Annotated in this window: 13 protein-coding genes; 1 reads left to right on the forward strand and 12 read right to left on the reverse strand. The window is 67.9% G+C overall.

Going from position 1 to position 12,728, the window contains the following annotated elements; genetic code table 11:
• Window positions 1-44 precede the first annotated feature (44 nt).
• The 6 genes from NOF53_RS05090 to rpe form a co-directional block, all read right to left on the reverse strand.
• Entirely contained in the window at window positions 45-494 is a 450-nt protein-coding gene (locus NOF53_RS05090) for a PH domain-containing protein (RefSeq protein WP_255966082.1), read from the reverse strand.
• Window positions 491-988: a 6,7-dimethyl-8-ribityllumazine synthase gene (gene ribH, locus NOF53_RS05095; protein WP_255966084.1), complete on the reverse strand. Its 498-nt coding sequence runs from the start codon at window positions 986-988 to the stop codon at window positions 491-493. The genes NOF53_RS05090 and ribH overlap by 4 nt, the downstream gene beginning before the upstream one ends.
• Window positions 985-2,238, reverse strand: a complete 1,254-nt coding sequence (locus NOF53_RS05100) for a bifunctional 3,4-dihydroxy-2-butanone-4-phosphate synthase/GTP cyclohydrolase II (protein WP_255966086.1) — start codon at window positions 2,236-2,238, stop codon at window positions 985-987. Before NOF53_RS05100 ends, ribH begins: the two co-directional genes overlap by 4 nt.
• An 80-nt stretch (window positions 2,239-2,318) precedes the next feature.
• Window positions 2,319-2,927 (reverse strand): riboflavin synthase, encoded by a 609-nt coding sequence (locus NOF53_RS05105; protein ID WP_255966088.1) that lies wholly within the window; start codon window positions 2,925-2,927, stop codon window positions 2,319-2,321.
• A gap of 46 nt (window positions 2,928-2,973) precedes the next feature.
• A complete protein-coding gene (gene ribD, locus NOF53_RS05110) occupies window positions 2,974-4,029 on the reverse strand; it encodes a bifunctional diaminohydroxyphosphoribosylaminopyrimidine deaminase/5-amino-6-(5-phosphoribosylamino)uracil reductase RibD (protein WP_255966090.1) in 1,056 nt (351 codons plus the stop codon).
• Window positions 4,030-4,044: 15 nt separating this feature from the next.
• On the reverse strand, window positions 4,045-4,728 hold the full coding sequence (rpe, locus tag NOF53_RS05115; RefSeq protein WP_255966092.1) for a ribulose-phosphate 3-epimerase: 684 nt from the start codon (window positions 4,726-4,728) through the stop codon (window positions 4,045-4,047).
• Between the two features lie 98 nt (window positions 4,729-4,826).
• Here rpe and NOF53_RS05120 point away from each other — a divergent pair, with 98 nt between their 5' ends.
• The gene (locus tag NOF53_RS05120; protein ID WP_255966094.1) at window positions 4,827-5,165 is read left to right on the forward strand and encodes an MmcQ/YjbR family DNA-binding protein; all 339 of its coding nucleotides are present in this window, start codon (window positions 4,827-4,829) and stop codon (window positions 5,163-5,165) included.
• A gap of 177 nt (window positions 5,166-5,342) precedes the next feature.
• On the opposite strand, the gene NOF53_RS05125 is transcribed toward NOF53_RS05120, so the two are convergent.
• The 6 genes from NOF53_RS05125 to NOF53_RS05150 all read right to left on the reverse strand — a co-directional run bounded on the left by NOF53_RS05125 (window position 5,343) and on the right by NOF53_RS05150 (window position 12,696).
• The gene (locus NOF53_RS05125; protein WP_255966095.1) at window positions 5,343-6,200 is read right to left on the reverse strand and encodes a mycofactocin-coupled SDR family oxidoreductase; all 858 of its coding nucleotides are present in this window, start codon (window positions 6,198-6,200) and stop codon (window positions 5,343-5,345) included.
• Between the two features lie 105 nt (window positions 6,201-6,305).
• Window positions 6,306-7,739, reverse strand: a complete 1,434-nt coding sequence (locus tag NOF53_RS05130) for an RsmB/NOP family class I SAM-dependent RNA methyltransferase (protein ID WP_255966097.1) — start codon at window positions 7,737-7,739, stop codon at window positions 6,306-6,308.
• Complete coding sequence (gene fmt / locus NOF53_RS05135) at window positions 7,736-8,659, reverse strand: methionyl-tRNA formyltransferase (protein ID WP_255966099.1); 924 nt, start codon at window positions 8,657-8,659, stop codon at window positions 7,736-7,738. Before fmt ends, NOF53_RS05130 begins: the two co-directional genes overlap by 4 nt.
• A 197-nt stretch (window positions 8,660-8,856) precedes the next feature.
• Window positions 8,857-9,834, reverse strand: a complete 978-nt coding sequence (locus tag NOF53_RS05140) for an esterase/lipase family protein (protein WP_255966101.1) — start codon at window positions 9,832-9,834, stop codon at window positions 8,857-8,859.
• Window positions 9,835-9,932: 98 nt separating this feature from the next.
• The gene (locus NOF53_RS05145; RefSeq protein WP_255966103.1) at window positions 9,933-10,589 is read right to left on the reverse strand and encodes a PadR family transcriptional regulator; all 657 of its coding nucleotides are present in this window, start codon (window positions 10,587-10,589) and stop codon (window positions 9,933-9,935) included.
• A gap of 88 nt (window positions 10,590-10,677) precedes the next feature.
• A complete protein-coding gene (locus tag NOF53_RS05150; RefSeq protein WP_255966104.1) occupies window positions 10,678-12,696 on the reverse strand; it encodes a primosomal protein N' in 2,019 nt (672 codons plus the stop codon).
• Between the last annotated feature and the right edge of the window lie 32 nt (window positions 12,697-12,728).

Here is a 12,728-nt window from a genome sequence, read left to right on the forward strand (position 1 = left end):
ACCGACCAACCCCGCATCCGTCACGGCAGCTGCAGACCGGTCCGTCAGGACGCGTACTCCGACGCGAGGTCGCGGAAACGGTGCACGGCGTCCACCGCGTATTCCCGGTCGTTGGACTGGATCGCCATCACCGGAACGTACTCGTCGTCGGGGAGTTCGATCCGCGCCCACGCCGCGCCGTCGGGGAACGACAGCCCCTCGTACAGGTCCCAGTCGACGATCCGTTCACCCAGAACGTTGCGGACGGCGATGCCGCGGGGACCGACTCGCAACCGCGGACGTGTGAGGAGAAGCACGGCCCCGGCGAGCAGACACCCGATGCCGACGAAGGCCACCTGATCGGCGAGCCGGAAGTAGACGCCCGTCGAGTCACCACGCAGGAGAATGGCGAACGTCACGTGGAGGATGACGAGGAAGATCGCCACGCCGATCGCGTACCGACTCGACTTGCGTGGTTTCGAAACGAACTGCCACTCGGTTTCCGAGGAGGTCATGTCAGCGCATCTTCCGTTCGGTCCCGGCGCAGCCGCGCGAGGGTGACGGCGGTGTCCAGGGCCGCAGCACACGCCTGCCCACCCTTGTCCTCCACCGCTCCGGGAAGGCCGCTCCGGTCGATCGCCTGCTGTTCGGTATCGGTGGTGAGCACACCGTTGCCGACGGGGGTGCTCTCGTCGAGCGACACCCTCGTCAGTCCCGCGGTCACCGCGTCGCATACGTACTCGAAGTGCGGGGTACCGCCGCGGATCACCACGCCGAGAGCGACCACGGCGTCATGAGTGCGGGCCAGTTCCTGCGCCACCACCGGCAGCTCGATCGCACCGGCCACGCGTACCAGGGTGACCTTCTTCACCCTCGCGTCCGCCGCCACTCGTTGGGCTCCGGCGATGAGCGCGTCGGAGATCTCCGCATGCCAGCTACCCGCAACGATCGCCAGTTCGAGATTCTCCGCCTCACCGAGTTGCAGGTCGGGCAGACCTTCACCACTCACAGCAGTTCTTCCGCTTCGAAGTCGTCGAGCCCGATCAGGTCGTGGCCCATACGATCGCGCTTGGTGCGCAGGTACGTCAGGTTCTCGGCGTTCGCGCGCAGCGGCATCGACACTCGCTCCGTGATCTGCAGGCCATACCCGTCGAGACCGACGCGCTTGGCCGGGTTGTTGGTGAGCAGCCGCATCGACGAGATCCCGAGATCGACGAGGATCTGGGCACCGATCCCGTAGTCGCGGGCATCGGCCGGGAGACCCAGCTCGAGGTTGGCGTCGACGGTGTCGGACCCGGCGTCCTGCAACTGGTACGCCTGCAGCTTGTGCATCAGGCCGATGCCGCGACCTTCGTGCCCCCGCATGTAGAGGACCACGCCGCGACCTTCCTGCGCCACCATGTCGAGCGCGGCGTCGAGCTGAGGACCGCAGTCGCACCGCAGTGAACCGAAGACGTCACCGGTGAGGCACTCCGAATGCACCCGCACCAGGACGTCGCTGCCGTCGCCGTCCGGACCCGGCAGGTCACCCCGGACGAGCGCGACGTGCTCGACGTCGTCGTAGATACTGCGGTATCCGACGGCGGTGAACTCGCCGTGCCGCGTGGGGATTCGCGCGGCCGCGACCCGTTCGACGTGCTTCTCGTGCTTGCGGCGCCACGCGATGAGGTCGGCGATGGAGATCAGCGCGAGGTTGTGGTCGTCGGCGAAGACCCGCAGCTCGTCGGTCTGGGCCATATGGCCCTCGTCCTTCTGGCTGACGATTTCGCAGATCACGCCCGCCGGACGGAGGTCGGCCATCCGGGCCAGGTCGACGGCGGCCTCGGTGTGTCCCGGACGACGGAGGACGCCGCCTTCCTTGGCGCGCAGCGGGACGACATGACCGGGTCGGGTGAAGTCCTGCGCTCCGCTCGACGGGTCGGCGAGCAGGCGCATCGTCGCGGCGCGGTCGGACGCCGAGATGCCGGTGCCGATGCCCTCACGGGCATCGACGGTCACCGTGTACGCGGTGCCGTGCTTGTCCTGATTGGTGGCGTACATCGGGGGCAGACCCAACCGGTCACAATCCGCTCCGTCGAGCGGCACACACAGATAGCCGGAGGTGTATCGAACCATGAAGGCGACCAACTCGGGGGTGGCCTTCTCCGCCGCGAAGATGAGGTCGCCCTCGTTCTCCCGGTCTTCGTCGTCGACGACGACGACAGCCTTACCTGCGGCGATATCCGCAACGGCGCGCTCGATACTGTCGAACCTGGTCACGTGCTCGGTCTCCAAAGTCTTGACTTACGCATCTTCGAATACAGCAATGGCATCCGTCGGATGCTTCTCAACAGTACGACTCAGCCGCCGGCGGCTTGCAGGCGCTCCACATACTTGGCGATCACGTCGACCTCCAGATTGACGGGACTACCGACGGCCGCCGCCCCCAGGGTGGTCAGGTTCAGCGTGGTGGGGATGAGGGAGATCTCGAAATACTCGTCACCGCGCTCACCACCGAGCTCCGACACGGTCAACGACACCCCGTCGACGGTGATCGAACCCTTCTTTACGACGTACCGGGAAATCGCGTCGGGCAGGGCGATTCGCACCACCTCCCAGTTGTCGGACGGGCTCCGGCTGATGATGTGGCCCGTACCGTCGACGTGGCCCTGGACGAGGTGGCCACCGAGCCGGCTGTTCAGCGCTGCCGCCCGCTCCAGGTTGACCCGGCTTCCGACACCGATCTCCTGCAGACTCGACCGGTTCAAGGTCTCCTGCATGACGTCGGCCGTGAACGACCCGTCGGCGAGCACTTCCACGACGGTGAGGCACACTCCATTCACGGCAATCGAATCTCCGTGCGATGCATCAGAAGTGACGACCGGACCGCGCACGGTGAACCGTGCGGCATCGCCCAGTTCCTCCTTGGCGACGACCTCACCCAATTCTTCGACGATTCCGGTGAACACGGCGGCTACTCCTAGTTTTCAGGGCTATCGGGGGGTTTCAGGGGTTTCAGGGGTTCCCGGACAGGGCCGGATCCTCGGACACTGCCGGAATCAAGCTCAACAACAGATCGGGTCCGATTGTTTCGACGGACTCGTGGTGGAACCGCAATGCGCCGTCGATCGTTGACACCCCGGCCTCCGACACCGCGGACGTGCCGGCACCGAGGACCAGTGGAGCGAGGTAGGCCTGGATCCGGTCGACCCGGCCTGCGGCGAGGAACGCACCTGCCAGCCGGGGGCCACCTTCGAGCAGCACGTCGGTGTACTCCGCGAGCGCGGCGAGGACCTCTTCCACATCGTGGGTGCGCAGCAGCAGGGTAGGCGCCGAGTCGTCGAGTACCCGGGCGTGCGGCGGGAGGTCGGTGAGGCCGACCACGACCCGCAGCGGCTGGTGGGCCGCCAGGGACCCGTCGGGTAGCCGGGCCGTAAGCCGGGGGTCGTCGGCGAGCACCGTACCCGTGCCGACCACGATGGCATCGAGTTTCGCGCGGTCGGCGTGAACCCGCCCCCGAGCGTCGGGGCCGGTGATCCAATGGCTCGTTCCGTCGGCGGCGGCACTACGGCCATCGAGAGTCGCCGCGTACTTCCACGTGATGTGCGGCCGACCGGTGCGTTGCCGGTGCAGCCAGGCCCGGAGCGGCCCGCGCTCGACGTCCTGCGCGCGCAGCCCGGAGGTCACGGCGACGCCGGCGGCCGCGAGAGTTTCCGCCCCGCCTGCCGCCTCTGGATGGGGATCGGCCACCGCGTAGTGGACGGCCACGACCCCGGCATCGATCAGCGCGGTGGAGCAGGGCCCGGTGCGGCCGTGGTGGTTACACGGTTCCAAGGTGACCACGACCGTGCCACCACGCGCCGCGTCACCCGACTCACGCAACGCCACGACCTCCGCGTGTGGACCACCCGGCGGTTGCGTCATTCCCACCCCGGCGATCCGCCCCGCGGCGTCGAGCACCACGGCGCCGACAGCGGGATTGGGGCTGGTGAAACCGCGGGCCGACTCCGCGGCGCCGATGGCAATCTGCATCGCGGCGTCGAGGTCGGCGGCGGAATTCGGCACGTTCACGGCGCGGCCGGGCCGTTACCGCGAGATGCTCAGGTGCGGTGAGACGTTGGCCGCGCTGGCCCGAAGGGCGCGCACCGCCTCGGCAGGATCGGACGCACCGTAGACGGCGGATCCGGCGACGAAGCAGTCGACTCCCGCCTCCGCGGCGGCTTCGACGGTGTCGGCATTGATGCCGCCGTCGATCTCCACGATCAGAGTGAGCTCACCGGAGTCGACCAGCTGGCGTACGGCCTTCGCCTTGGACAGCACCTCCGGGATGAAGGACTGTCCGCCGAACCCGGGCTCAACGCTCATGACGAGAAGTGTGTCGAAGTCCTTCAGGATTTCCAGGTAGGGCTCGATCGGTGTTCCCGGCTTCACGCTGAGTCCGGCCTTCGCCCCGGCTGCCCGAATGTCGCGGGCCACCGATCGCGGGTCGTCGGTGGCTTCGGCGTGGAAAGTCACGTTGTGCGCGCCTGCTTCGGCATAGGGCGGCGCCCAGCGTCCCGGGTCGTCGATCATGAGGTGGCAGTCGAGCGGAATGTCCGTCGCCGCGAGCAGGCTCTTCACCACGGGGAGCCCGAGTGTGAGGTTCGGGACGAAATGCGCGTCCATCACATCGACATGGAGCCAGTCGGCGCCGGCGACCGCGGCCGCCTCCTCGGCGAGACGAGCGAAATCTGCAGACAGGATGGACGGTGCGATCATCGGTGTTGCCACCCGCCGGAGTTTAGTCGTACGCCGCAGCGTCTCAGGTCACGCGGTCCGGCACCGGAGAAATCTCGTCGCGCACGGCACGGTTCGCCCATACTGGGGTCATGGCGACCTGGGCGGACGTGGTGGACATCGGGAGGTCACTTCCGGCGGTGGAAGAAAGCACGTCCTACCGCACACCGGCGCTGAAGGTGGCCGGCAAACTGATCGCCAGACACCGCACCGAGTCCGACGGCGGGCTGATGGTGGTGTGCGGCCTCGACGAGAAGGCCGCACTCCTCGAGGCGGGCGGCGCCTTTTACACCACCCCGCACTACGACGGTTACGGCGCGATTCTCATCCGCCTCGACGACGTCGATCCGGCACAACTCACCGAGCTACTGCAGGACGCCTGGCGGATCAAGGCCTCTACGCAGCTCCGCAAGCAGGTCGACCGTCCTTGACCGCCGAACAGTGCCGGCAACACCACCTGCGCCTGACCCGCGACCGGGTGCAGAGTTCTCGGATCGGGCAGGGCACGTGTCGACAACGAGCTTCCTTCTTCTCCCGGCCGGAACCCGGGCGCCCCGGCGATCGTAGGCCGGGGCGGTACGCCGAAGCGAGCACTCGGGTAACCAGGCTCAGACACCCAGTTTGAGACCCGCCCCGGCATCGACTCGAAGTTGCTGTCCGGTGACGAATCGGGACTCGTCGGACGACAGGTACACCACCGCGTGGGAAACATCCTCGGGTTCCACCCACGGCGTGGGCATCGCCTGCATGAAGGGGAACGTCACCTTCGCGTCCTCGGCCGTCGGGTTCTCGAGGTCGGGCCGGAACGTCCGGAACATCGGCGGGCTCTGCAGCATGTCCGTGTTGCAGTTCGTCGGATGGATGGCGTTGACGCGAATCGATTTCGGGCCCAATGTGAGCGCCAGGGAATGCGTGTACGTCTGCAGCATCTTCTTGGCCAGACCGTATCCGTCTCCACCCGGCCCCTGCAGCGCCTGCTGACCGTTGAATCCGGTCTGGGGGACGAGGCCGGCCACCGAACCGGTGGCGATGATCGAGGCACCCCCGTTCAAATGCGGGAGAGACACATGGATCGTGTTGACCACACCCAGAAAGTCGACATCGAATGCATCCACGAATCCTTCGACGGGCACCTCGTTGCCGAGCGGGGCGATACCCGCGTTGGCCACCACCACATCGAGCCGCCCGAGCTTGGCGACCGCAGCGTCGAGTTCCCGTTTCAGCGCCGCGCGATCACGCACGTCGACCTTCGCCGTAACCACGCGCCGACCCGCCTTCTCGACGAGCTTTCCGGTTTCTTCGAGGTCGGCCGGTGTCGCGAGCGGGTACTCGTTCGATGCGATGTTCTCGCAGAGGTCGAAGGCGATGATGTCGGCGCCCTCGTCGGCCAGGTGGACCGCATGACTGCGTCCCTGGCCCCGTGCGGCACCCGTGATCAGAACAACTTTCCCCGCTACCCGATTCATGGTGAGTCCTCCACTTCTCTCGTGACCTACGACCTTCGTCGCGAGAAAAGTAGAACACGTTTTAGTTAGGATTGGAACAGGTTCTAGAACACCTGGACGAGACTTTCAGTCGACCGGCTTCCGGAGCGCAGCAAGGAACATCGCGTCGGTGCCGTGGCGGTGTGGCCACAACTGCACACTCGTGCCGTCACCCATGCCGGGAACGCCGGGGACGAGTTCCCGGGTGTCGAGTGGTGTCACGCCGTGGCGGCGTACCGCATCCGACACCACCGCCACCGTCTCCGACAGGTGCGGAGAACAGGTGGAGTACACGACGACACCGCCCGGGCGGACCAATCCCAGCGCCGAGGCGAGCAACTCCCGCTGCAGTTTGGCCAGAGCTGCCACGTCGGACGGCTGCCGACGCCAGCGTGCCTCGGGACGCCGCCGCAGAGCGCCCAGACCGGTGCACGGCGCGTCGACCAGGATCCGGTCGTACCCACCGGCCAGACCGGGATCGCGGCCGTCGGCGACATGCACGTCGACCGGAAGTTCCCGCGTCGTCTTGCGAATGAGGTCGGCACGATGCGCCACCGGCTCCACCGCATCGAGTCGGCCGCCCTCGATTCCCACGAGTGCACCCAGAAGCGCGGCTTTACCACCAGGTCCGGCACACAGATCGAGCCAGCGACCTCCGTCCGCCCCCTCGAGCGGGGCCAGGGCGAGCGCCCGGGCCACCAGCTGACTCCCCTCGTCCTGCACTCCGGCCAGACCTTCACGCACGGCATCGAGCTGACCCGGGTCACCCCCGTCGAGGTACACCGCGTACGGCGAGTACTTCCCGACCTCGCCCCCGGTCGCCAAAGCCAGTTCCTCCGCCGAGATCTCGCCTGGACGTGCCACGAGGTGAACGGCCGGACGTGAGTCGTCGGCGATCAGGACATCCTCGAGTTCGCCGGCATCAGCACCGAGCGCGTCCGCGAACACCTGCGCAATCCACGCAGGGTGCGCATGCTCGAAGGCCAGCCGCCCGATCGGGTCGGACGGTGCCAACCGCTCCACCCACTCCGCCTCCGACCGCTCCGACACCCTGCGCAGTACGGCGTTGACGAACCCGGCCTTGCCCGGACCCGCCTCTGCGCGCACGAGGTCGACCGAGGTCGCAACGGCGGCGTGCGGGGCCACCCGGGTACGGAGTAGCTGGTAGGCGCCGAGCTGGAGCACGTCCAACAGCGGGCCGTCGACCTCCTCGATCGGGCGGCCCGCGCAGTCCGCGATGACCGCATCGAGCAGTCCTCTTGCCCGGGCCGCACCGTAGGCCAGTTCCGTGGCCAGCGCGGCGTCCCGGCCGTCGAGTCGCCGTTCGCGCAGCAGCCCCGGGAGGACCAGGTTCGCGTAGGCATCCCGTTCACGCACTGCCCGCAACACGTCGCGCGCCGCGAGCCGCGGCTGATCCAGGCCCGCTTGGCCGGCATCGGGCCGCCGCGCCTGGCGCGGCCGATTGTTGCTCGCGCCTGCCCCCGACCTCTTGCCGCGTGCGGGTCTTCTGGATTCGCTCACTGTGCCCGTACCTTCACGTCGAGTCGTGCGCCCCGCGCCCAATCGAGAGCGGACATCTGCTTCTTGCCTTGCGGTTGGATTCGATCGAGCCGGACTGCCTCCGTGGAGGTTCCGATCATGAAATCGCTTTTGGTGACGGAGATCTCCCCGGGCTCGAGTTTCTCGTCCGTGGGTGTGACCGGACCGATCTTGACGCGGACGTCTCCGATCGTCGTCCATGCTCCTGGCGCGGGCGTCACGGACCGGACGTGCCGGTCGACCACGGCAGCCGTTCGGTCCCAACGGATTCGGGCCGCCTCGACAGTTACCTTCGGCGCGTACGAGACGCCGTCCGCCGGCTGCGAAATCGCCGTGATCGCGCCGTCTTCCAACCCGTCGAGGACGGATTCGAGGAGAACCGCCCCGCTGTCGGCCAATCTGCCCAGAAGGTCACCGGCGGTGTCGGTCCCGCGGATTCGTTCGGTGACGACGCCGTACACGGGCCCCGTGTCCATACCGGCCTCGAGCCGGAAGGCGCTGGCACCCGTCATGTCGTCGCCGGCGCCTATCGCCGCCTGCACCGGCGCCGCACCCCGCCAGGCAGGCAGCAGCGAGAAGTGCAGGTTGACCCAGCCGTGGACCGGAATGTCCAGCACCTTCTGCGGAAGCAATGCACCGTAGGCGACCACGGGGGCGCACTCCGGCGCCAGGTCGGTCAGCCGCGCGAGGAACTCCGGGTCGGACGGCCGTTCGGGCGTGAGCACTTCGATACCGTGTGAGTCCGCGAGTGCACCGATCGGCGAACGCACCATCTTGCGGCCGCGTCCGGCCACCGCGTCCGGTCGGGTGATCACGGCGACCACGTCGTGGCGGGCGGAACGGATGAGTCGCTCGAGGGACGGCACAGCGGGTTCGGGTGTTCCGGCAAAGACTAGGCGCACGTCGGCGACCAACGCAGCTGACAGCGGACCGCGGTGCGGGCCGAAACGATACTCACGAAAAAATGCTCCCCTTGCTCGACGGTGTGGCGACCAGTCTAGGGAGTCGAGCGCGGCCGATAACACTCGGCGAACAATGCGCGAGCCGACGAAGCCCAGGGAACAGCTGGCGGAAGCCTCTTCTCCGGGCGCCGGGCACTTCAGAAGTTGCTGTCGACGATCACGTCGGGAATGTCCGCACCGATCGGAACGAACTCGCATCGCGCGACCGGAATGGCGTTCGGGTCCAATGCCGTACGAACGAGGTCGAGTGCGAACGGATCGTACGGCGCCCGGAAATGTCCCGACCCGTCCTGCGGGCACAGATCCTGGATCACGACGTTCACCGCACCGTCGCCGCGGAGCGCCATGTTCGTGTACGGCTGGATCATTTCGTCGTAGCGCGAGCTGACGGTCGTGTAGGAGACACCGGGAACCGTGTCTCCACCCGCATTCAGTTCGGTCATGAACGGTGACCCCTGCATCTGCTGACCTACCGCCACGGAGGTGATCTCCGTGACCGCCTCCGGCCCACCGGGAAGTGCCTGCATCATCGGGGCCAGGCCGTACATCACACCCCCGTAGCTCGGGGAAGCGAGCCCCACCCACTGATCGACGAAACGGGCACCGCCGAGCTTGTTCACGTAATACCTCGTGACGTTCGCTCCTTGCGAGTATCCGACCACGTCGACTTTCGCCGCTCCCGTCGACTCACGGACCCGATCGACGACACGGCCGAACGCCGCAGCGCTGTCGACGATGTCTTCGGTGCCGTACGTGTCGGCGCCCGGTGCGCCGCCGTAATTGAGAGCGAAGACGCAGTATCCGTCCGCCGCGAGGAGCGGGGAGAGCGCCGCCCAGTCGGTGTAGGCGCTGGCGTCGGTGCCGTGCGCGAGGACGACGGGTTCGGGATGTTCTGGCGTGGGCACGCAGGAGAAATTGTTGGAGCCGGCCGGCGCGCTGTTCGGGTGCGCTTTCGCGTATTCAGCGGCGGCGCTGCGCCCACTCTGCGGTATCCCGGCATCCGCGGGTACGTCGAGGGGCGACGCCGGGGTGTCGTCTGCCTGGGCTGTCGACAGTGCGGCGGAAGACAGCAGGACAACGCACACAGTGACCGTGACAACACCTCGTAGGTTCATGATCTCTCCCCGACATCGCGGCTATTCCCTGTGAACTTTCCCAGAGTGTGCCCGTGGTGTCGCGACGAGAGTGGGACCCTGCGCGCGGTGTGTCGCGTTTACGAGCCGGTCGCGTCGGTGTCGCCTGGGCCCTGGTCGTCCTCCGCGAGTAGCCGATAGAGGGCGCGCCGAGATTCGGTGAGAATCTCTCCGGCGCGCCGAAGCTGATCTTCGTTCCCCACGGCGGCCACTTGCCCCGCCGCGCCCATCAGCTGCCCGATCAGGCCGCGCAGATCTTCGGCCGGTCGGCCGACACTCTCGCGCACGTCGTCCCACGGGGTGCCGAGTTCAGCTTTGTTCGTCTCGACGAACGCCGTTCCTTCCTCGGTCAATCGAGCAGTCTTACGGCCCGCAACCTTCTCGATGAGGACGAGCCCTTCGTCCTCGAGCTGCGAGAGCGCAGGGTAGATCGAACCGGGGCTGGGTTTCCACACCCCTCCGCTGCGGTCGACGATCTGCTGAATGAGCTCGTAGCCGTGCCTCGGCTCCTCCGCGAGCAGCAGAAGGATCGCCGCGCGGACATCGCCGCGCCGTCCCCTGCCACCGCGGCCCCGCCCTCGGCCGAACGCCATGCCCGGCCCGAATCCCGGATCCCCGTCAGGACCGAAAGGCCCTCGCCGGTGCCCGTGACGGTGCGGCCCCTCGGGGCGGCCCGCCCGTTCATGTCCGAATCGTTCCCGTCGGGAACCTCGGTGTCCGAAATGAAAGTCTTGCATGTCAGCCTCCTCAGGCTTATCGGTGATGCATCAACGATATATCGACAAAGTAGCGCCCGCAACATCCTGACACGGATTTTTTCCGACATCAGCCGATGTGAATGGGGTCGATCTGGACTCGCGCGGGATGCAATTCCTTGCGGGCACTGCGGACCGCCTGCGCTGCGGACAGCGCCTCAGCCAGCGGTTTGCCCTCCCCCCGGGGTACGCGCACGAGCATCCGTTCGACTTCGGCGGGCTCCGGTGAGTCACCGGAGAACGGCAACCGCGCTCCCACCGGCAGTTCCACCGGGCCCAGCAGTTCCGCACTTTCGGGTAGGTCGGCGAGTCCCAGCAGTTCCGAGATCGCCTTTGCGCTGCCGTCGACTGCCGCCAGGTGAATTGCCGGGGGAAAACCGACCTCTGCCCGTTCTTCGTACTGCGCACGGGCGTGACCGACCGGATCCCACCGCACCAGCGCTTGAACGGTCGGGATACCCGAATCGGCGACGACCACCACCTGGCCACCCTCCCCGAACGGTTTCACCAGCGCCGAAGCCGTCATCCAGCGCCGGAGAGTTTCCTCGGCGGCACGCAGATCGGGACGCCCGAGCAGCGCCCAGCCGTCGAGGAGCAGCGCGGCGCCGTACCCGCCTGTCATCACCGGCTCGGCTCCGACGGTCGAGACCACCAGCACCGGCCCCTGCTCGACGGCATCGAGCACGTCGCTTCCCCCGGACATCCGGACCGAGACCCCGGGGAATGCGCGCCCGAGCTCCTCGGCCGTCCGGCCCGCTCCGACCACCACCGCGCGCAGCGCACGCGCACCGCAGGCCTGACAGCGATGCGCGGCGTCGGCAACACCGCACCAGCGGCAGGCTGGTGTTCCCGCTCCGTCCGGGCCGGCGGCCGACGGAAGCGCCAAGGGGCCGTTGCAGCGCCGGCACCGCGCAGGAGCGCGGCACTTGCCACAAGCGAGACTCGGGACGTACCCACGACGGGGTACCTGAACCAGCACTCCCCTGCCCGCACCGAGAGCGTCACGTGCCGCGGCGAAGGCAATGGCAGGGAGGCGGGCTGCGCGGGCCCCCGGGTCCCTTGCCAGCGCGTGATCGCTGTCCGCGAGAGCGGTGATCTTGGGCGCGCGGGCCCGGACGACGTCGCGGGACGCCACCAGGTCGTGTGCCCATCCGGAGTCGACGAGGGCCTGCCCCTCCGCTGTGCGGGCATGCCCGGCCACCACCATCGCACACCCACTGGCGTACGCCCGCAGGAGCGCCACCTCGCGGGCGTGAGGATAGGGCGCCCGCGGCTCCGAATGGTTGTCGTCACCGTCGTCCCAGATGACGATGAGCCCTGTCCGTGGCGTCGGGGCGAAGACGGAACTGCGGGTGCCCACCACGACCTTGGCCGTTCCGCGCAAGGCGGCGAGCCAACGCCGATATCGCAGCGCAGGCCCGAGGCCGGCGGCGAGTCCGACGACCCGGTCGCTGCCGAGGAGGGACTCGACCGCCGTCACCACCCGATCGAGATCGCGCTGATCGGGAACCACGACGACCGTGCTGGTGTCGGCACGGGCCGCGAGTGCGGACAGTTCTGCCAGACGTAGCGGCCAGTCCTCGCCGGGTAGCGCCTGCCAGACAGCCCGCGGATTGCGTTGCTCCGTCAGAGCCGTCAGGAATGCCTCACCGTGGATGTACTGTGCCCACGCTTCTCGGTCGACCGCGTGTTCGGGAATCGGCGGAGCTTCCGACGCGACCTCGGCTTCTGCACGCGCATGCCGGGGCGGAATGGCCAGACGCAGCACGTCCGCTCGGGTGCCCGCATACCGGGCTGCGACAAGATCCACGAGCCGGGTGATCTCGGGGGTGAGTACCCGCTCTGGCGAGATCACCCGTTCGAGCCACCCGAAACGCCCCTGGTGGTCGCTGGTCGGTGTGCGAGAAACCACGAAACCGTCCACGAGACGTCCCGCGAACCGGATGCGCACCCGCACACCCGGTCGCGCCTGCTCGTCGAGTTCGCGCGGAACAAGGTAATCGAATTCGCGGTCGAGGTGCGGCAGCGGAAGCATCGGCAGGACCCGCGCCACCGGATCCACCTCGGCCGCAACCTTGGCTGCCGTCACGACCTACCCTCTGCCGGGGAAGTGCCCGCAGC

This window comes from Rhodococcus tibetensis (genome assembly GCF_024438035.1).
GTDB classification, from domain to species: domain Bacteria; phylum Actinomycetota; class Actinomycetes; order Mycobacteriales; family Mycobacteriaceae; genus Rhodococcus_F; species Rhodococcus_F tibetensis.